This is a genomic window from Pseudomonas sp. NUPR-001, assembly GCF_052147955.1.
GTDB lineage: Bacteria > Pseudomonadota > Gammaproteobacteria > Pseudomonadales > Pseudomonadaceae > Aquipseudomonas.
This window is the reverse complement of the sequence record NZ_CP197353.1, coordinates 1,617,701-1,635,731: the sequence shown is the minus strand read 5'-3', so window position 1 is coordinate 1,635,731 and position 18,031 is coordinate 1,617,701. Positions and strand designations below refer to the sequence as shown.

Annotated in this window: 16 protein-coding genes; 8 read left to right on the top strand and 8 right to left on the bottom strand. The window is 54.5% G+C overall.

Translation table 11 applies throughout. The features are described from left to right. Positions 1-44: 44 nt before the first annotated feature. A complete protein-coding gene (gene folE, locus ACP6KB_RS07530) occupies positions 45-590 on the top strand; it encodes a GTP cyclohydrolase I FolE (RefSeq protein WP_442113025.1) in 546 nt (181 codons plus the stop codon). 58 nt (positions 591-648) lie between these two features. Further along, positions 649-1,020: a glutathione S-transferase N-terminal domain-containing protein gene (locus ACP6KB_RS07525; protein WP_442113023.1), complete on the top strand. Its 372-nt coding sequence runs from the start codon at positions 649-651 to the stop codon at positions 1,018-1,020. Between the two features lie 91 nt (positions 1,021-1,111). Here ACP6KB_RS07525 and ACP6KB_RS07520 read toward each other — a convergent pair whose 3' ends face one another. Next, positions 1,112-1,714 (bottom strand): glutathione S-transferase family protein, encoded by a 603-nt coding sequence (locus tag ACP6KB_RS07520; RefSeq protein ID WP_442113021.1) that lies wholly within the window; start codon positions 1,712-1,714, stop codon positions 1,112-1,114. 145 nt (positions 1,715-1,859) lie between these two features. Here ACP6KB_RS07520 and ACP6KB_RS07515 point away from each other — a divergent pair, with 145 nt between their 5' ends. Further along, positions 1,860-3,053: a benzoate/H(+) symporter BenE family transporter gene (locus tag ACP6KB_RS07515; RefSeq protein ID WP_442113019.1), complete on the top strand. Its 1,194-nt coding sequence runs from the start codon at positions 1,860-1,862 to the stop codon at positions 3,051-3,053. Between the two features lie 75 nt (positions 3,054-3,128). Here the strand turns inward: ACP6KB_RS07515 and ACP6KB_RS07510 are convergent, their stop codons facing one another. Continuing rightward, a complete protein-coding gene (locus ACP6KB_RS07510; RefSeq protein WP_442113017.1) occupies positions 3,129-4,511 on the bottom strand; it encodes an aminotransferase-like domain-containing protein in 1,383 nt (460 codons plus the stop codon). 113 nt (positions 4,512-4,624) lie between these two features. On the opposite strand from ACP6KB_RS07510, the gene ACP6KB_RS07505 reads away from it, so the two are divergent. After that, positions 4,625-5,791 carry an MFS transporter gene (locus tag ACP6KB_RS07505; RefSeq protein WP_442113015.1) on the top strand — a complete coding sequence of 389 codons (1,167 nt, stop codon included), beginning with the start codon at positions 4,625-4,627 and terminating at the stop codon, positions 5,789-5,791. Here ACP6KB_RS07505 and ACP6KB_RS07500 read toward each other — a convergent pair. Then, complete coding sequence (locus ACP6KB_RS07500) at positions 5,784-6,545, bottom strand: SDR family oxidoreductase (RefSeq protein ID WP_442113013.1); 762 nt, start codon at positions 6,543-6,545, stop codon at positions 5,784-5,786. The genes ACP6KB_RS07505 and ACP6KB_RS07500 overlap by 8 nt on opposite strands. A gap of 229 nt (positions 6,546-6,774) precedes the next feature. Between ACP6KB_RS07500 and ACP6KB_RS07495 the strand changes: the two genes are divergently transcribed. Then, a complete protein-coding gene (locus ACP6KB_RS07495) occupies positions 6,775-7,779 on the top strand; it encodes an NADP-dependent oxidoreductase (protein ID WP_442113011.1) in 1,005 nt (334 codons plus the stop codon). 90 nt (positions 7,780-7,869) lie between these two features. On the opposite strand, the gene pyrF is transcribed toward ACP6KB_RS07495, so the two are convergent. Beyond that, entirely contained in the window at positions 7,870-8,571 is a 702-nt protein-coding gene (pyrF, locus tag ACP6KB_RS07490; protein ID WP_442113009.1) for an orotidine-5'-phosphate decarboxylase, read from the bottom strand. Positions 8,572-8,749: 178 nt separating this feature from the next. On the opposite strand from pyrF, the gene ACP6KB_RS07485 reads away from it, so the two are divergent. Then, positions 8,750-8,917, top strand: coding sequence for a DUF2897 family protein (locus tag ACP6KB_RS07485; RefSeq protein ID WP_133210748.1), 168 nt, complete (start codon positions 8,750-8,752; stop codon positions 8,915-8,917). A 28-nt stretch (positions 8,918-8,945) separates the two neighbouring features. On the opposite strand, the gene ACP6KB_RS07480 is transcribed toward ACP6KB_RS07485, so the two are convergent. Both ACP6KB_RS07480 and ACP6KB_RS07475 read right to left on the bottom strand, forming a co-directional pair. Beyond that, positions 8,946-9,740 (bottom strand): SDR family NAD(P)-dependent oxidoreductase, encoded by a 795-nt coding sequence (locus ACP6KB_RS07480; RefSeq protein ID WP_442113006.1) that lies wholly within the window; start codon positions 9,738-9,740, stop codon positions 8,946-8,948. Between the two features lie 143 nt (positions 9,741-9,883). Next, positions 9,884-10,210 carry a ComEA family DNA-binding protein gene (locus tag ACP6KB_RS07475; protein ID WP_442113004.1) on the bottom strand — a complete coding sequence of 109 codons (327 nt, stop codon included), beginning with the start codon at positions 10,208-10,210 and terminating at the stop codon, positions 9,884-9,886. A gap of 234 nt (positions 10,211-10,444) precedes the next feature. Here ACP6KB_RS07475 and ACP6KB_RS07470 point away from each other — a divergent pair, with 234 nt between their 5' ends. Further along, entirely contained in the window at positions 10,445-12,379 is a 1,935-nt protein-coding gene (locus ACP6KB_RS07470) for an acyltransferase family protein (RefSeq protein ID WP_442113002.1), read from the top strand. Positions 12,380-12,974: 595 nt separating this feature from the next. On the opposite strand, the gene ACP6KB_RS07465 is transcribed toward ACP6KB_RS07470, so the two are convergent. Beyond that, the gene (locus ACP6KB_RS07465) at positions 12,975-13,988 is read right to left on the bottom strand and encodes an MraY family glycosyltransferase (RefSeq protein WP_442113000.1); all 1,014 of its coding nucleotides are present in this window, start codon (positions 13,986-13,988) and stop codon (positions 12,975-12,977) included. 12 nt (positions 13,989-14,000) lie between these two features. Then, a complete protein-coding gene (locus tag ACP6KB_RS07460; protein WP_442114273.1) occupies positions 14,001-14,939 on the bottom strand; it encodes an NAD-dependent epimerase/dehydratase family protein in 939 nt (312 codons plus the stop codon). Positions 14,940-15,904: 965 nt separating this feature from the next. On the opposite strand from ACP6KB_RS07460, the gene ACP6KB_RS07455 reads away from it, so the two are divergent. Next, positions 15,905-17,899 (top strand): polysaccharide biosynthesis protein, encoded by a 1,995-nt coding sequence (locus ACP6KB_RS07455; RefSeq protein ID WP_442112998.1) that lies wholly within the window; start codon positions 15,905-15,907, stop codon positions 17,897-17,899. The last annotated feature ends 132 nt before the right edge of the window (positions 17,900-18,031 follow it).

Genomic DNA, 18,031 nt, shown 5'->3' with positions numbered 1-18,031 from the left:
CCGCCGTACCCTTCGCGTTTGCGATAAATCCCACAGGTAGATCCATGTCCCTGGAACAGAACTACACCGCTATCCTCGGCCAGATTGGCGAGGACGTCTCCCGCGAGGGCCTGCTCGACACGCCCAAACGGGCTGCGAAGGCCATGCAGTACCTTTGCCGCGGTTATGAACAAACCCTGGAAGAAGTGACCAACGGCGCTTTGTTCAGCTCCGATAACAGCGAAATGGTCCTGGTCAAGGACATCGAGCTGTACTCGCTGTGCGAACACCACATGCTGCCATTCATCGGCAAGGCTCACGTTGCCTACATTCCCGATGGCAAGGTGTTGGGCCTGTCCAAGGTGGCGCGGATCGTCGACATGTACGCACGTCGCCTGCAGATCCAGGAAAACCTCAGCCGCCAGGTGGCCGAGGCGATCCAGCAGGTCACCGGCGCGCTGGGCGTGGCGGTGGTCATCGAGGCCAAGCACATGTGCATGATGATGCGCGGTGTGGAAAAGCAGAACTCGACCATGATCACTTCGGTGATGCTCGGCGAATTCCGCGAAAATGCCGCGACTCGCAGCGAGTTTCTCAGCCTGATCAAGTAATCAGGTACGTCTGCAAGCCGGCCCTCCGTGGTCGGCTTTTTTATTCTCAGGAGTTGCCATGATCGTCAAAGCACTGCGTGTGGGCTTAGGCCAGTTGATTGTGTTCGGTGACTGGATCAGCCGTCCGGCCAAGCTCAAGCGCGACCCGGCAGCCCAGGCGCTGGTCGAGCAACAGGCCAAGGGCTTGAGCCTGTACCAGTTCCACGCCTGCCCATTCTGCGTAAAAACCCGCCGCACCCTGCACCGTCTGAACGTGCCGGTGGCGCTGCGCGACGCCAAGAATAACGAGCAGGAACGCCAGCTGCTGCTCAAGGAAGGCGGCAAAATCAAAGTGCCGTGCCTGCGCATCGAAGAAGATGGCAAGACCACCTGGATGTACGAATCCAAGGTGATCATCGACTATCTCAACAAGCGCTTCGCACCGCTCTGACGCCTTGGTAGGAGCGGGCTTGCCCCGCGATTGCGGTGCGTCAGTCACATCGCATCGCGGGGCAAGCCCGCTCCCACCGCCCCAGACCGACCTAGTCGACCATCTTCACGTGGCGAGGATGGGCGGCCACACGCTCTAACCAAGCCTGAATTGCCGGATACGCATCCAGATCAAATCCACCCTGGTGGGCGACATGGGTGTAGGCATACAAAGCAACATCGGCAATCGAGTAGCTGTCTTCGACCAGATACGGGGTCAACTGCAGCTGCTGCTCCATCACCCGCAAGGCTTTGTAACCACCTTTGTGCAAGGACTTGTATTCTTCAAGGCGCTCTTGCGGCAGGCCAAGGTAAAACTGAATAAAGCGCGCCACGGCAATATAGGGTTCATGGCTGTATTGCTCGAAAAACTGCCACTGCAGCACCTGGGTTCGCAAGCGCGAATCCCTCGGCAGGAAATCTGTGTCATGCGCGAGAAAGTTGAGGATCGCGTTGGATTCCCACAAGTAAGTGCCATCTTCAAGCGCCAACACTGGCACTTTGCCGTTGGGGTTCATCTTCAGAAACTCCGGGGTTTCCGTTTCACCCTTGAGGATATCCACCGAGTGCCACTCGTACTCCAGACCAAGCAGATGCAACATCAGCTTGACCTTGTAGCAATTGCCCGACTGGTAATCACCGTAGACCTTGTACATCACTCCCCCTGTTCAATAGCTGATCCTGCACGCCGCCCATAGTTGGCGACTGTACGGCTAAATGCAATGCCTGCTGTATGACAAAGCTCAGCGAACTGCACGTTAGTCTGCAAAATCTGCTTACACCTAGTACAAGGATTGCCCCATGTCCGATGCCACTTCCGCACAACTGCGCCCGCTGGCTGACACCTCCCCTTCAGCCGTGGTCGCAGGCTTTATCGCCATGCTGACCGGCTATACCAGCTCCCTGGTGCTGATGTTTCAGGCCGGACAAGCTGCGGGTTTGACCAGCGCGCAAATTTCTTCCTGGATCTGGGCACTGTCGATTGGTATGGCGGTGTGCAGCATCGGCTTGTCGCTGCGCTACCGCACACCGGTGACTGTCGCCTGGTCGACCCCGGGTGCCGCGCTGCTGATTACCAGTCTGGGCGGCGTCAGCTACGGCGAAGCCATTGGTGCCTACATCACCTGCGCCGTGCTGGTGGTGATCTGCGGCCTGACCGGCAGCTTCGAACGCCTGGTCAAACGCATTCCCGCCTCACTGGCCTCGGCGCTGTTGGCCGGCATTCTGTTCAAGATCGGCAGCGAAATCTTTATTGCGGCCCAGCACCGTACTGCGCTGGTGCTGGGGATGTTCTTCAGTTACTTGATCATCAAGCGCCTGTCGCCACGTTATGCCGTGCTGGCTGCTTTGCTGGTGGGCACCGCGCTGTCGGGTGCGATGGGTTTGCTGGACTTCAGTGGTTTCAGCCTGGAAGTGGCAACCCCGGTGTGGACTACCCCGAGCTTTTCCCTGGCGGCCACGATCAGCATCGGCATACCGTTGTTCGTGGTCGCCATGACTTCGCAGAACATGCCAGGTGTTGCGGTGCTGCGTGCCGATGGCTATCAGGTGCCGGCCTCGCCGCTGATTTCGGTCACCGGTGTGGCCTCGTTACTACTGGCACCTTTCGGCTCTCACGGCATCAACCTGGCCGCCATCAGCGCCGCTATCTGCACCGGGCCCCACGCCCATGAAGACCCGAGCAAGCGCTATACCGCGGCGGTCTGGTGCGGGATTTTCTATGGCATCGCTGGCGTATTCGGCGCCACCCTGGCCGCCCTCTTCGCCGCCCTGCCCAAGGAGCTGGTGCTGTCGATTGCCGCCCTGGCGCTGTTCGGCTCGATTATGAATGGCCTGACCGTTGCCATGAATGAAGCCAAAGAGCGCGAAGCAGCGTTGATCACCTTCATGGTTACCGCCTCAGGTTTTACGTTGTTCTCGATTGGCTCGGCGTTTTGGGGGATTGTCGCAGGCGTGCTGACGCTGATGATCCTCAATTGGCGCAAGAACGCTTGATGCTGCTCGGTAGGAGCGGGCTTGCCCCGCGATGCGATGTGGCTGACAAACCGCTATCGCGGGGCAAGCTCGCTCCTACCGGGTGAGGCGCAAGAACGCTTGGGCGCGCTGGTCCTGGACGTAGGCGACGTTGATCCGTAACCAGTCACTGGCTGCGCCCTGCGGATCGAACGCGCTACCCGGCGCCAACAACACCGAACATGCCAGTGCCGCCCGGTTGAGTGCCTCAAAATCCCAACCTGGACGTCGCGCCCAGACGAACATGCCGCCGTAGGGCTCGGTGAACACCTCCCAGCCGTTGGCCTCCAACTGGCTCAGGGCTTTGGCCATGTGCTGGGCCAGGCGCGGACGCAGTCGGGCCACGCTCTTGCGGTAACTGCCATTGGCAAGCATCTGTGCCACCACCTGTTCGGTGAAGCGGCTGGTACCCAGTCCGGCGACCATCTTCAGCTCCGCCAGCCGCGCAACCAGCGCCGGCTCTGTCACCAGATAGCCAGAGCGCAACGAACTGCTCAGGGTTTTGGAAAAACTCGCGAGGTAGATCACCCGCTGCTCCGCATCCAGCGTCGCCAGACGCGTGACCGCACCGTCCTGAAAGTCGGCGTAGATATCGTCTTCGATGATCTGCACGTCATGCTCGCGAGCCAGCTCGAGCAGGCGATAAGCTACCTTCGGTGTCAGGCTGCTGCCCGTGGGATTGTGATAAAGGCTGTTGATATACAGACACCGAGGTTTATGGCGCTTGAGCAAGCTTTCCAGCACCTGAAGGTCGGGGCCGCTGCTGTTGCGCGGCACGTACAGCATGTCGACCTGATGGTGGCGCAACAAGTTGTACAGGTTGTAATACCCCGGGCTTTCCACCACGACCTTGTCACCGGGCTTGAGCAGGGTCCGCACCAGCAAGTCGAGCGCGTGACTGGCGCCTTGGGTGGTAAGGATCTGCTGCGGGCTGACCTGGATACCGATCTGCTCCAGGCGCTTGTGCAACTGGCTGCGCAAACTGGCCAAGCCCAGGGGTGGGCAGTAGTCGAGCAAATCTTCCAGCGGGCCGCGGCTCACTTGTCGTACCGCCTGGGCAATCGCCTCGCAATCTCGCCAGCTGGCAGGTAGCCACCCACAACACAAATTAAGCAGATCGGCCGGTTGGTCGCTGAACTGTTGCCAGCGATTATCGAAGGTTTCATCGCGAAACGGCTGATCAACCACAGGCACCCTGAGGCGCTGCTCGGCGACAAAAAAGCCCGCGCCATGCCGTGCCTCCAACAATCCTGTAGCCACCAACCGGTCATAGGCCTCGATCACGCAGGATTGGCTGACGCTCAGCTCGCGCGCCAATTGCCGGATCGACGGCAAGCGACTGCCGGGGCGCAAACGCTGACTGGAAATCCAGCCCTGTAACTGATCCACCAGTTGCTGAACCAGTGGTGTGGACGATTGGCGATCAAGTGTCAGGTTCATAGGCAAAGTGTTTGCTGATTTTGTTCAAACAGTTAATCACAAATCCTCGGGCAGTGTGCCTTGTGAGCCCCCAGCCGGCGCAGGATAGTCGCGCTATCGACAAGGAGACCTCAATGCCTGCCCCACGCGCCCCGGCCCAATTGGCCTTTGCCCTGTGCATGATCACCTTCGCCGTCAATCTGCAGGCGCCGCTGTACACCGTCTACGCCGAGCTTTCCGGCAAAGGTGCAAGCGCCACGGCAGTGGCCTTCTCAGCCTATGTGCTGGGCGTGATACCGGTGCTGCTGTTGCTCGGCGGTCTGGCAGATCGGGTCGGGCGCAGGCCGTTAATCCTTGTCGCTCTGGGCCTGTCGATTCTGGCCACTTCGCTGATGCTAGCGGCGCCCGGCCTGGAAACCCTGGGGCTGGCGCGCTTGCTGCTGGGCATCGGCACGGCGCTGGCCTCAGCAACCGGTACGGCGTATATGGGCGAGCTGATGCAAAACGCCGACACCTCTCGCGCAACCAACTGGGTCACCGCCAGCACATCACTGGGCTTTGGCCTCGGGGCGGCGATGACCAGTCTGTGCCTGTTACACGCACCAACCCTGACCCCTGACAGCTTTTATCTTCAGGTGGTACTGGCCGGCTTGGCGCTGGTACTGGTCTGGCGTTTGCCTGATCAGCGCCAAAACAGCCGCAGCCCTTGGTTACGCCTGCCCTGCTACCCCAGTGGCAGTCTGCCGTATGGCGTGGCGATACTCTTGGCGTGGGCCTGTGTCGGTCTGGTGTCGGCGTTGCTGCCTGCCATTCTCAAGGAACATGGCTTGAGCCGCTGGTCTGGGTTTTCAACGTTCTGCGTGATCAGTTGTGGTGTGTTGTTTCAACCGTTGGCCCGGCGCATGCCATCTGGCACAGCCACCCTCCTCGGCCTTGCGGTATTGCCTTGCAGCTATGCACTGCTGGCCTGGGGTGCTGACAACGGGCACCTACTGGCAGTACTAATCGGGGCGATAGCCGCAAGCAGCGCGTGCTATGGCTTTATTTATCTGGGTGGTTTGTCGGCAGTGACTCACTTGGCCGGTGAGCAAAAGAGCCGTGCCAGCGCAGGCTTCTTCTTGCTGGCCTATATCGGCTTCAGCCTGCCGGTCATTCTCACCGGCCTGCTGATCGAGAACATCGGCACCGCAGCCTCATTGCTGGTATTCGGCCTGACCCTGCTGGCTGGTTGCCTGGTGACCAGCCTGGCTCTGCTGCACCGCAACAGAGCCGCGCCCGTTACACTGGCCCCGATCAAATAGCGGTAGCCCCGCCGTCAACCGCCAGAGCCTGCCCGGTGGTGAACGCCGCACCATCGCTGCACAAGTACAGCACGGCACTGGCAATTTCCTCCACCTTGCCAATTCGCCCCACCGGGTGCATGACAGCAGCAAACTCGGCCTTGCGTGGGTCCGTTTCATAGGCACGGCGGAACATATCGGTATCGATCACCGCCGGACACACCGCATTGACGCGGATTTTTTTCTTGGCGTACTCGATGGCCGCGGATTTCGTCAGACCGATCACTGCATGCTTGGACGCGCTGTAAATGCTCATCTTCGGCGCTGCCCCCAGCCCCGCCACCGAAGCGGTGTTAACAATCGCCCCGCCGCCCTGCGCCACCAGTAACGGCAGTTGATGCTTCATGCACAACCACACACCTTTGACGTTAACGCCCATGATCGCGTCGAACTCGGCTTCGCTACCTTCGGCCAGCCGCCCCTGCTCAATTTCGATGCCAGCATTGTTGAAGGCATAGTCGAGGCGGCCATAGGCCTCAACGGTGCTGGCCAGCAAGCGCTGAACGTCGGCCTCGCGGGTGACATCGCAGGCAACGAACAACGCCTCGCCGCCTGCGGCACGGATCAACTCCACCGTTCCTTCGCCGCCAACGGCATCCAGATCAGCTACTACTACCTTCAATCCTTCAGCAGCAAACGCCAGGGCAGTTGCGCGGCCGATACCTGCGGCACCGCCGGTGACCAGGGCAACCTGGCCGGAAAAAGTCATCGTCATCGCTTGCTCCTGCAACAAAGTGAGGTCAACGACCCGGAGTCTATGCAGTCATCATCAGCAATGGGCAGCATCATCAAGGTGCCCGTTGGCAGGCTATCGCTGTGAGTGATTATCTCACCTCACTTGGATCACCCCCATGGATCACGATGCATTCGCCAGGCGGGTAAACCTTGTCGGAATGCCGATGAGGGTCTATCAACAAGCTTTGACCTTTACGCGAGACGCCGTCATGACCCCACAGACCAACCGCCGTTTCCTACTCGCCAAACGCCCGATCGGCGCTGTCAGCCGTGACGATTTCAACTTCGAGCAGACACCCTTGAGCGAACCTGCCGAAGGTCAGGTGCAAGTGAAAAACCTGTACCTGTCGTTGGACCCGGCCATGCGCGGCTGGATGAACGAAGGCAAGTCATACATCCCGCCGGTGGGGATCGGCCAGGTGATGCGCGCCCTGGGTGTGGGCGAAGTGATTGCCTCGAAACACCCTGCTTTCGCTGTAGGCGACTACGTGAACGGCCCACTTGGCGTGCAGGACTACTTTGTTGGCGAGCCACAAGGCTTCTACAAGATCGACCCCAAACTGGCCCCCCTACCCCGCTACCTTTCAGCTTTAGGCATGACCGGCATGACTGCATATTTCGCCCTGCTGGAGGTTGGCGCACCGAAGGCCGGTGAAACTGTTGTGCTGTCCGGTGCCGCCGGCGCTGTGGGGAGCATTGCCGGGCAAATCGCCAAACTCAAAGGTTGCCGGGTCGTCGGGATTGCCGGTGGCGCGGAAAAATGCCGCTACCTGATCGACGAGCTGGGCTTTGACGGCGTCATTGACTACAAAGCCGAAGACGTACTTGAAGGTCTCAAGCGCGAATGCCCGAAAGGCGTGGACGTCTACTTCGACAACGTCGGCGGGGACATCCTCGACGCTGTGTTGAGTCGCCTGAACTTCAAGGCGCGGGTAGTGATCTGCGGCGCCATCAGCCAGTACAACAACAAACAAGCAGTCAAAGGCCCGGCCAACTACCTGTCATTGCTGGTTAACCGTGCGCGTATGGAAGGCTTCGTGGTGATGGACCATGCCGCCAACTACGGCACAGCGGCCCAGGAGATTGCCGGCTGGCTGGCGAGCGGCAAGCTGAAGAGCAAAGAAGATGTAGTCGAAGGTCTGGAAACCTTCCCTGAAACGCTATTGAAGCTGTTCAGCGGAGAAAACTTCGGCAAGCTAGTACTGAAGATTTAACCAATGTAGGAGCGGGCTTGCCCCGCGATTGCGGTGTATCAGATACATCGCAATCGCGGAGCAAGCCCACCCCTACTGGCCGATTTCAAATCAGCCGCGAATCTCTGCGACGACTGCTGCCAATGCCTGGGCAGGATCAGCAGCCTGGCTGATCGGGCGACCGATCACCAGATAATCGGAACCGGCATCCAGCGCCTGGCGCGGAGTGAGGATACGACGCTGGTCATCCTGCGCACTACCGGCTGGGCGAATACCCGGAGTCACCAACTGCAGCGACGGATGCGCAGCCTTCAGTGCCGGAGCTTCCAGCGCCGAGCAGACCAAACCGTCCATCCCGGCCTTCTCGGCCAAGGCTGCCAGGCGCAGCACCTGCTCCTGCGGCTCGATATCCAAACCAATACCGGCAAGGTCTTCGCGCTCCATGCTGGTAAGCACGGTGACACCGATCAGCAGTGGCTGCGGCCCCGTGCGCTTGGCCAGCACTTCACGGCACGCCGACATCATGCGCAGACCGCCGGAGCAGTGAACGTTAACCATCCACACACCCATTTCTGCAGCAGCCTGCACCGCCATCGCCGTGGTGTTGGGGATATCGTGGAATTTCAGATCGAGGAACACCTCGAAGCCCTTCCCAACCAGCGTTTCAACAATGCCCGACGCGCTGCTGGTGAACAGCTCTTTGCCGACTTTGACCCGGCACAGGGACGGATCGAGTTGATCCGCCAGTTTCAGGGCGGCGTCACGGGTAGGGAAATCCAGGGCGACAATGATGGGCGTCTGGCAGGCGGACATGGGCTGGTCTCTTGGCAAGTCTTGAACGGCGCGCATTGTAAACGAAGCAGCGGCGTGTGGGGGGCCGATGATCGCGAATTGGCCCCGCAAAGCAGGCGCCCCTATAATTGAACCAACAAATAACAGATTCGCTCCAATTTATAGACGCAGCGACGTTCGCCGCGCAAAGGAGGTCCCCATGCCCTGGTATGCCTGGTTGATTCTGGTGCTCGCGATAGGCTCCATCGTTGGTGGCCTGATGCTGCTGCGCGACACCGCGAAAAAGCTGCCCCTGACCGAGGAGCAGCTCAAACGCATTCATGAACGCAATGCAGAAATGGATGCCAAGGATGCCCAAGACCGCTAAGCCCGGCGGCCTGATTTAAGTCACAGCATCACTTGTAACGTGCTGCTGCCGAACTGCGCGAAAGATTTGGCCCCAAAGCATCGCGCGCCTTGATATAAGCGTACCAATCTGCCGCATCGGGCAGCGACGGGATGGTTACCAACTCCCCGCTTTCCAGCCCGCTGAGCGCGGCATCCACCATCTCCCCTGCTTCCATGACCATCTGCGGATCGATATGGGCGACATCCAGTCCTGAACGCTCCCAGATCTCCGTGCGCGTAACACCGGGCAACACAGCCTGAACCTGCACGCCTTTGTCCCTCAACTCGCCCTGCAGCGTTTGGGTCAGACTCAGCACATAGGCCTTACTGGCGCTGTACACCGCATTGAACAATTCCGGCGCCAACGCCACAACAGAAGCCAGATTGATGATGGTACCGCGCCCGGCATTGCCGAACTGCGTGGCCGCCGCAGATGCCAAGCGCGTCAACGCGACAATATTGAGCGCCACCAAAGCGTCGATCTGCTCGGCCGTAGCCTGCGCCAAGGTGCCATGCATGGCGATTCCAGCATTGTTAACCAGCACGCTGATGCGCTGATCGTCGCGAAGGCGCTGCTCAACGCGTGCCACATCAGCCGATTGCGCAAGGTCTGCGGGTAGCACCTCGACATTGATGCCATGACGGGCCTGAAGATCGGCGGCCAGGGCTTCAAGACGCTGACGATCTCGAGCAACCAACAACAAATCGTGGCCTCGGGCAGCGAGGCGCTCGGCATAGACCGCACCAATTCCAGAAGAAGCGCCCGTGACGAGCGCGGTAAAGGATTGCGAGAAGCCTGACATAGCGGTGATCTCCGAGGGGTCGCCGTGATTGGTTCGCTTTGCCCGAGCAAAATATTACCAGCGTAATATTTTCACAATACCCCCCCGACCAAAGGCGCCTCCAAACAAAAAGGCCGGTCAACTGACCGGCCTTTGCACGAAGGCTAGTTGACGGTGAGCTTGTCTCGGTTGCGGTCTAGCAAGGCTTTGCCGATGCCTTTGATTTCCAACAACTCGTCCACTGAAGCAAAGGCGCCGTGCTCCTGACGGTAGGCGACGATTGCTTCGGCTTTGGTTTTGCCGATGCCACTGAGGGTTGTTTGGAGGGTGAGTGCGTCGGCCGTGTTGAGGTCTAGCTGCGGGGTGGTTTGTTGTGTAGCGACGACAGGCACTGGGCTTGTCACGGGCTCAGTGGCTGGGGCTGCGTTGAGGGCAAGGGAAGCGCTGGCGAACAGGGGGAGCAGCAGGTAGGTCAGGACGGTGTTGCGCATGGGGTTTGACTCCTAGGGTGATTTCGAAGGCAGCTTTTCCTTGGCTGCCTTTGAACCGTAGAACGGGATGGGGGGGAGTCAAATTGGGAGCGACAAGGGAATCGTTTCTAAATCGGACTGGGACAAGCCCTGCTAGGGGTTAAGGTCCTTCATTCGGCATAAAAAAGCCCCGTATAGCGGGCAAAACGGTATCATCTGCGACCCGAAAGCGGCCCCAGAAGGGAAATCTACGAAATGCAAGGCAAACAGTTGGTCTATAGGCCAGACATAGACGGCCTCAGGGCTATTGCAGTTATCCTGGTACTACTATTCCACTTCGAACTTGGTGTGCCCGGTGGTTTTATAGGCGTAGATGTATTCTTTGTGATCTCTGGCTTTTTAATAACTGGGATAATTCGAGGATCAATGCAAAAGGGATCTTTCTCTTTTGTAGATTTTTATATTCGCCGTCTGCTTCGGCTGCACCCTGCACTGATATCAACAGTTGCTACTACCCTTGCAGCAGCCTACGTAATTTTTGACCCTGCCTCATTTTCATCTCTCGCAGAGTCAGCAAAACACGCCATACTTTCTATTTCAAATATATATTTTTGGCAACATCAGGATTATTTTGACGCATCAGCACAGACTCAAGCGCTGCTACACACATGGTCCCTTGCTGCTGAATGGCAATTCTATTTAGTCTGGCCGTTCATCATGTGGGCCATTGTAAAACTCCCAAAAAACCTATCAACCCTAACATTATTATCAATAACTATCGCTTCTCTCATCGCGTCAGAACTCATGTTATCCATTGATTCTTCCGCGGCATATTTCCTTACTCCATTTAGAATTTTTGAACTGTCGTCTGGAGGCCTACTTGCCTTTCTAAGCCAGTCACAAGTAAGTGATAAAATCAGCTCATCACTTTTCACCATCGGCGCAGTTTCTATAATTGCATCAGCATTTCTTCTTAATTCAGCTGACCCCTTCCCTGGGCTTCATGCAGTGATCCCGGTCATAGGAACGGCTCTATGTATTGCTTACGGCTACTCTTCTGCCGGAGCGATACTAAGAATTAAACCTGCAGTATCCATTGGCCTTATATCCTACTCTGTATATTTGGTTCACTGGCCACTGCTGGTACTATACAAATATTACGTATTTCGCGAGCTTGAGACTCCAGACAAACTAGCACTTCTGATCGTTTCAATCGCCCTTGGATGGCTCCAATACAAAGCAATTGAAAGAGTCTTCATATCTAGAAAACAATTAACTCTCATAATTGGAACCACACTAACTGCGCTAGGGTCTTTCGCAGTATTTATTGCCTCAACCTCTATCGTGAACAACAAAGGAATTCCTAGCCGAGTCCCCGCAAGCTATTTAGCCATGGCATCGGACCCAGTCAAATTCCACAGATCAAACTATGGCGGAACTGGATTTAAACTTGAAACCCCCCTTGGTGACACCTCCGGAAAAAAAATAGCAGTTATTGGCGGCGATAGTTTCGCCCACCAATATGCCTCCGGCATAGATAAACTCTTGAAGGGAAAGGGCTTGTACATAGACGGCATATTCCAGCACGGTTGTGTACTATCAGGCGAATATACCAGAACGCTTAATAATGTACCTCGACAAGACTGCCGCGATTCCTATGCAAAGATAATATCCAGCCTCAATGGTAACAATCTGCCATTCGTGTTCGCCCAAAGCTGGGACGGGTACAAAAATAAAATTGTGGACTCTGCCGGGACTCTAGTAAACTCGTCAAGTGACGAAGACTACGCCACAGTGATTACCAACCTGCTTTCAGGCGTTCGTTCAGACATTGGCGACCGTCCGTTCATAATTGTGGGTAGTCAACCGTATCTTTCATTAAGTAAATCTGCTGCTTCTTGCCTATTGCGCCCAAGCTATGTTTACCAACGATGCGAAGAAAGCATGCACTATCGAGCAGAACAGGCATACTCTTACAAAATCAATATGATACTGAAGAATTTTGCGAGAAATCACAAAAACACATACTATATTGATTCTTTCGAAGCCCTATGCCCGGACGGAATGTGCAGCACAATAGAAAGTGGGAAAATCCTTTACTCCGACGCCACTCACCTATCAATTGATGGGTCCACCAAAGCGTCTACGGTAATTACAAATAAACTTACAGAAGTTTCAGATTTTCATTAATAGCTTTTCATGAAACAAACATAAGCTTCTATCCACGCCTACGCCAGCCTGCAGAATTAAGAGCGATTGTATTCGCTTATTATTAAGTGAATACAATCGCTCTTACCACCAAGATTTCTTCGCACGAACAATGCCCCTACCTGAAAAACCTTCGCCCCCCCCCAGTCGCGCATTAACAACAGCCGCTCGAAGTAACCACTTCCAGCCTCTCTATCAGAGAGAGCATCAGCGCTAACATCATCCATACGTGGATACTGCTTTAGCGAGGTCGACCAGCAAATTTGCTATCAACAGTTGATCCGCTCGAGGTTACTGCTAAGCGACCGTCCGAAGTTACAACAACCATTGAGCTTACCATCGGAGACCAATAGATTAGCGTGCAAAGGTATCATCAGACCCTGTAACGGAGTTCACTCAATTGATCATCATATTTGGTGTAGCGACACTGCATAACGCACACTTGATCGCCAGCTAACGCTTCGATCGAATGTAAGCTCTGCACGGAAAACAGGTAGCATTATATTTTTCCGTACAGAGTCTGATTCACCGCAAATGAAGTAATTCTCGGCAAAACCCTTGCAAACTTAAAGCTCGATTAAACTTTCTCAAGCTCCCCTGCATTGAACAAGAACGCCAGAACGACCAGAGGAGACCAGGCAATTATTACTCCAACAGCAGCATCAATGTAATTGAGTGCTACCAAGGCAGCCATAGGTAATAGCCAGATGAGGTTGATCAGTAAGACCGCCAAGGTCACAGGCAAATGCCGACCGAACCGACGAGAAGCATACTGATATCCATGACTTCGATGCGCTTCGTAAACCTTGTCTCCGCGCAGCAAACGACGTAGTAAAGTAACTGTGGCATCAACAATGAATACACCGAGCAGAATTAGCCACGCACAGAGTAAGTCGGATGAAACCCAGGCCGCCTGTAACGAAAGAATACCCAAGGTAATTCCAAGAAAACCGCTACCCGCATCTCCCATAAAAATCCGGGCTGGTGGGAAATTCCAGAATAAAAATCCTGCCACGGTTGCGGCTAGTATTAGTGGTAGCGACACCAAATCCGGAGCTTCTACTAATATGTACAACAGGCAAACACTAATACATGTAGTAATTGCTTCAACACTGGCTAGACCATCGATCCCGTCCATGAAATTGTACAAATTGAGCAACCACACCAAGTAGAATAAAGCCAAGCTGTGGCCTATCCACCCCATTTGTAACTCACTACCGAAAAGTGTCAACGGCGGTAGTCCGCCTAACCACCATAAAGCCCAGGCCGAAGCGCCAAAATGACCGAGTAACCGCCACCGCGCAGCGATGTGTCCATGGTCGTCTAGAAAACCCAATATGGCGATAGCGACACCGGCGCCAAACACGGACCAAGTGGTCACAGCATCCACCAATCCAGAGCTACGCATCCACACCAGCGCTACCAAAAACGATACGACGATGGCAACTCCCCCCCCTCGGGGGGTGGGTACACAATGAGAACTGCGAGCATTAGGGACATCTATGATGCTGCGTGCCAGCGCATAACGACGTAATAGCCAAGTCAGCCCCCATGCTGATAGAACCGCAACTACAATAAAAAGAAAACTCATTTAATCACCACTTTACTTGCCAGATTGGAACAGCCGTCCGCTATCGATTAATGCCTCATCTGATCTGACCACTGGCCGCCACTCGAGTAGTTCTGCTGCCTTGGCAGCATCTACTTGCAATGACTCAAATAATTGGACGTACATATTCTGACGTCCGATCAGACGTGCACAAAATTTAATAAAGCTGACTGGCGCGCTAAAAAGTCGCGTGCGAACTCCCATTCCTCGTCCGATCAACTCGACGATTTCACCAATGGATGAATCTTGACCATCAGCAACTACAAACACTTCCCTTGCCGCCCGCGGATGGGAGGCACAACAGGTGAGAAAATCAACAACATTTTCCCGAGCAACCATGGAGCGGGCGTTACACACATTACCGAAAGGAAGTGGTAGACCCTTTCTGACTAACTTGAGCAGTAGTTGGAAATTTCCAGGCGCATCGGCGGCATAAATCAACGGTGGACGGACTACAACCCATTCCATCGGTTTGTCTTTCAGGTAGCGTATAATTCCTTCCTCTGCCTTTAACTTTGACTTAGCATAAAACGAGTGAGGCGCTAACGCTGAAACTTCTGTAAAAGGAACATCTCCGGATGAAGCCCCGTGAACACCAATGCTGCTTATATAGACAAACCTCTTGACACCAGCCTCAGCAGCTTGCCGAACCAAGTTCATAGTAGAGTGGTAGTTTACTCGATCAAACTCTAACTGTGGGTTAATAACGCGATCATTAAGCAGATGAGCTCTCGCCGCTAAGTGGATAACGCACTCCACGCTAGCCAGAAGATCTCTCCAGTCGGTATCATCGCTAATATCCCCGACGGCTTGTGTAACCACCCCCGAAACAATCTCGACTTTCGCTCGCGAAACACCGACACACTCGTGGCCAAGACGATGCAAGTGCGTTATAAGCGCGCGACCAACAAACCCCGTCGCACCAGTTAGCATGATTTTCACTGACTTAGTTCCCTCATCAGCCCGCCAATTAAACTAAATCTATTGTACTCACAACAATTAATCACCATCAAAGACCAACCCTAGACTGAGAACCAAGGAGGGATCTTTGTATTTGATTATTACTGAAGAGGACCAAGTACCTAGACTCAAGAACGCTGCACCATTATATCCGAAACCGTCCGCTCTTCCCGCATACCCAATCAGGAAAAAACCTCACAACCATACTTCGCTTGCGGCCAAACGGATTGACCAATGGGCGCTCGAAAAGCCGTTAGGTCGAGTCGTCTGAGTCAACCGCAGATTTGGTCGAAGCCGAAGCTTGGCTGGAATTATAGCTTGTCACATGAACTCAATGATGGCCAAGACCGTACCATGGCAGGACGATACGAGCAAAATATTTGCCCATTGACTGATGAGAGCTTAGCCGCGCTGCTTTAAGGGCACATAGCCTTAGAGGCAAGGCATTGAGGTTTCTGCGACAGAGCGACGATGGGGCAATGTCACTCACGTACAGGCCGTGATGCCGTTTACGCCGGAAGTGATGGCAGTGCTTACTGTAAACCTTCCACTATTTGAGCTATCAGCGCCTCAATTAAGGGCGAATCAAAAATCAGCAAGGCTGGCGTGGCGCCACCAAGGAAAGTAGTGGTCGAGACCATTTTCGAACTGCCGCTTGGCCAGGATAAGGTTTGCCTGCCCGGGGTGGCACACAGGGCAAATAAAACACACCTGAACGCACAGAAAGCGTCATAATCTGCAGGCTGATCTGACCAAGCCAAGGCATCGCTACCTCGCGTCCTTTCCGACAAGCCGCATAGCGATACCCAGCAAAGGCAGGGTAGCCTACTCAAGCTTCGGGGCCGGAAGACAGAGAAGCTTCAATGGTTAGCGACTATTAGCTGAAGGGTATTTTACTCAGAGCATGAATGCAGAAACTGAGGATAGATAGAGGGGTTATGGATAAATTAAGAAAGCGCATGCTAGAGCTGCCACGACCGCATAAGCGCATAGTACAAGTTTTTACGGATGTGCTGTTAGTTTGGTTCGCGCTTTGGCTGGCTTTTGTGGTTCGCTTAGGACTCGAGGATTTGAATAATCCGCTTAAGGGCCATTTTTGGCTATTCATAGCCGCACCATTGGTAGCGATACCTATCTTTATCCGCTTCGGTATGTACAGAGCGGTAATGCGTTATTTTGGAAACGATGCCTTAATAATGATTGCCAAGGCAGTTAGCCTATCAGCCCTCGTCTTAGCTCTTGTGGTCTATTGGTATAGCAACCACACAACCGTTGTCCCGCGCTCTATAATTTTCAACTACTGGTGGCTTAGCCTTGTCATGATCGGGGGCTTACGCCTAGTAATGCGCCAGTTCTTCCTTGGAGATTGGTACGCTACTAAGCAACACGTCCCCTTCACCAATTTTAAAGACGGGCTACCAAAGGTAGCAATCTACGGAGCAGGTGCAGCTGGCAACCAGCTCATGGCAGCACTGCGCCTGGATCGGGCAATGCGCCCAGTAGCATTCATTGATGACGATGAAAGCATTGCGGATCGCGTCATTTCGGGCTTGCAGGTATTCAGGGGTACCGACATCCAACGAATGATAGATATGACCGGCGCCGACGAAGTACTGCTCGCTATACCCTCAGCAACACGCGCACGGCGTAGCGAAATTCTCGGGCTTCTCGAAAAATTTTCGTTGCACGTTCGTAGCGTTCCAAGCGTAATGGACCTTGCAAGCGGACGCGTGAAGGTGGATGACATTCAGGAAGTAGATATCGCGGACTTGCTTGGACGCGATGCAGTGCCTGCTCAGGGTGATCTGCTTGCTAAATGCATTACGGGTCAGACCGTAATGGTAACTGGTGCCGGAGGCTCCATTGGCTCAGAGCTCTGTCGGCAAATTATTTCTCTTGAACCTAAAGCGCTAATCCTCTTCGAGCATAGTGAATTTAATCTTTACAGCATCCTTGGTGAACTCGAACAACGTGTCACTCGTGAATCGCTCCCCGTGCGAGTTCTTCCCTTCCTGGGCTCTATACGCAACCAGAAGCACTTGTATGACACAATGAGCATGTGGCATGTAAACACTGTCTATCACGCGGCAGCCTATAAACATGTTCCGATGGTAGAGCACAATATAGCCGAGGGCGTATTCAACAATGTCATTGGCACTTTGAATACAGCTCAAGCCGCACTTCAAGCCAATGTTGAAAATTTTGTACTCATTTCTACCGATAAAGCAGTACGTCCGACAAACGTCATGGGTAGCACCAAACGCTTGGCCGAGCTTTCACTACAAGCACTGAGCAAGGAAATGGCTCCCGTATTATTTGGCGACTCAGCAAATGTTGCGCGCGTAAATAAGACGCGGTTCACAATGGTACGATTTGGAAATGTATTGGGCTCTTCAGGCTCAGTAATTCCACTTTTTCATAAACAAATTAAAGCTGGCGGCCCCCTGACAGTAACCCACCCCAAGATCACCCGGTATTTCATGACGATTCCAGAGGCCGCACAATTGGTGATCCAGGCAGGATCAATGGGGCAAGGGGGGGATGTATTCGTACTGGATATGGGCGACCCTGTTCGCATTGCCCATTTAGCCGAAAAAATGATACATCTTTCCGGATTGAGCGTTCGCTCCGAGCAGAATCCACATGGTGATATTGCTATAGAGTTTACGGGACTGCGTCCCGGTGAGAAACTCTATGAGGAACTACTGATTGGCGACAACGTTGCGCCAACTCAGCACCCTATGATTATGAGAGCAAACGAGGATTACCTTCCTTGGGATACACTCAAAAACCGTCTCTCCGAGCTATTGAGCGCCGCTTCTCAAGAGGATTTCACACGTGTTCGGCAGCTCTTGAGGGCGACAGTGACCGGGTACACCCCAGAAGGGGAGATTGTCGACTGGGTTTATCAACAGAGACGCTTGGAACTGTAAACCTTTAAAGTAATCAGAATATAAAACTCCAGAACTGGCCTTCGAGTGTCAATCAACACCCCAGGCCAGGTTTGGGTTGAAAGGCAAAGGGTTTATAAAACTTAACCAAGATTACCGGATGCATTCACGCTT

Bases quoted from the DNA above. Each gene is read 5' to 3' on its own strand.
- folE (WP_442113025.1), top strand. From the start codon at position 45: ATGTCCCTGGAACAGAACTACACCGCTATCCTCGGCCAGATTGGCGAG.
- ACP6KB_RS07525 (WP_442113023.1), top strand. From the start codon at position 649: ATGATCGTCAAAGCACTGCGTGTGGGCTTAGGCCAGTTGATTGTGTTC.
- ACP6KB_RS07520 (WP_442113021.1), bottom strand. From the start codon at position 1,714: ATGTACAAGGTCTACGGTGATTACCAGTCGGGCAATTGCTACAAGGTC.
- ACP6KB_RS07515 (WP_442113019.1), top strand. From the start codon at position 1,860: ATGTCCGATGCCACTTCCGCACAACTGCGCCCGCTGGCTGACACCTCC.
- ACP6KB_RS07510 (WP_442113017.1), bottom strand. From the start codon at position 4,511: ATGAACCTGACACTTGATCGCCAATCGTCCACACCACTGGTTCAGCAA.
- ACP6KB_RS07505 (WP_442113015.1), top strand. From the start codon at position 4,625: ATGCCTGCCCCACGCGCCCCGGCCCAATTGGCCTTTGCCCTGTGCATG.
- ACP6KB_RS07500 (WP_442113013.1), bottom strand. From the start codon at position 6,545: ATGACGATGACTTTTTCCGGCCAGGTTGCCCTGGTCACCGGCGGTGCC.
- ACP6KB_RS07495 (WP_442113011.1), top strand. From the start codon at position 6,775: ATGACCCCACAGACCAACCGCCGTTTCCTACTCGCCAAACGCCCGATC.
- pyrF (WP_442113009.1), bottom strand. From the start codon at position 8,571: ATGTCCGCCTGCCAGACGCCCATCATTGTCGCCCTGGATTTCCCTACC.
- ACP6KB_RS07485 (WP_133210748.1), top strand. From the start codon at position 8,750: ATGCCCTGGTATGCCTGGTTGATTCTGGTGCTCGCGATAGGCTCCATC.
- ACP6KB_RS07480 (WP_442113006.1), bottom strand. From the start codon at position 9,740: ATGTCAGGCTTCTCGCAATCCTTTACCGCGCTCGTCACGGGCGCTTCT.
- ACP6KB_RS07475 (WP_442113004.1), bottom strand. From the start codon at position 10,210: ATGCGCAACACCGTCCTGACCTACCTGCTGCTCCCCCTGTTCGCCAGC.
- ACP6KB_RS07470 (WP_442113002.1), top strand. From the start codon at position 10,445: ATGCAAGGCAAACAGTTGGTCTATAGGCCAGACATAGACGGCCTCAGG.
- ACP6KB_RS07465 (WP_442113000.1), bottom strand. From the start codon at position 13,988: ATGAGTTTTCTTTTTATTGTAGTTGCGGTTCTATCAGCATGGGGGCTG.
- ACP6KB_RS07460 (WP_442114273.1), bottom strand. From the start codon at position 14,939: ATGCTAACTGGTGCGACGGGGTTTGTTGGTCGCGCGCTTATAACGCAC.
- ACP6KB_RS07455 (WP_442112998.1), top strand. From the start codon at position 15,905: ATGGATAAATTAAGAAAGCGCATGCTAGAGCTGCCACGACCGCATAAG.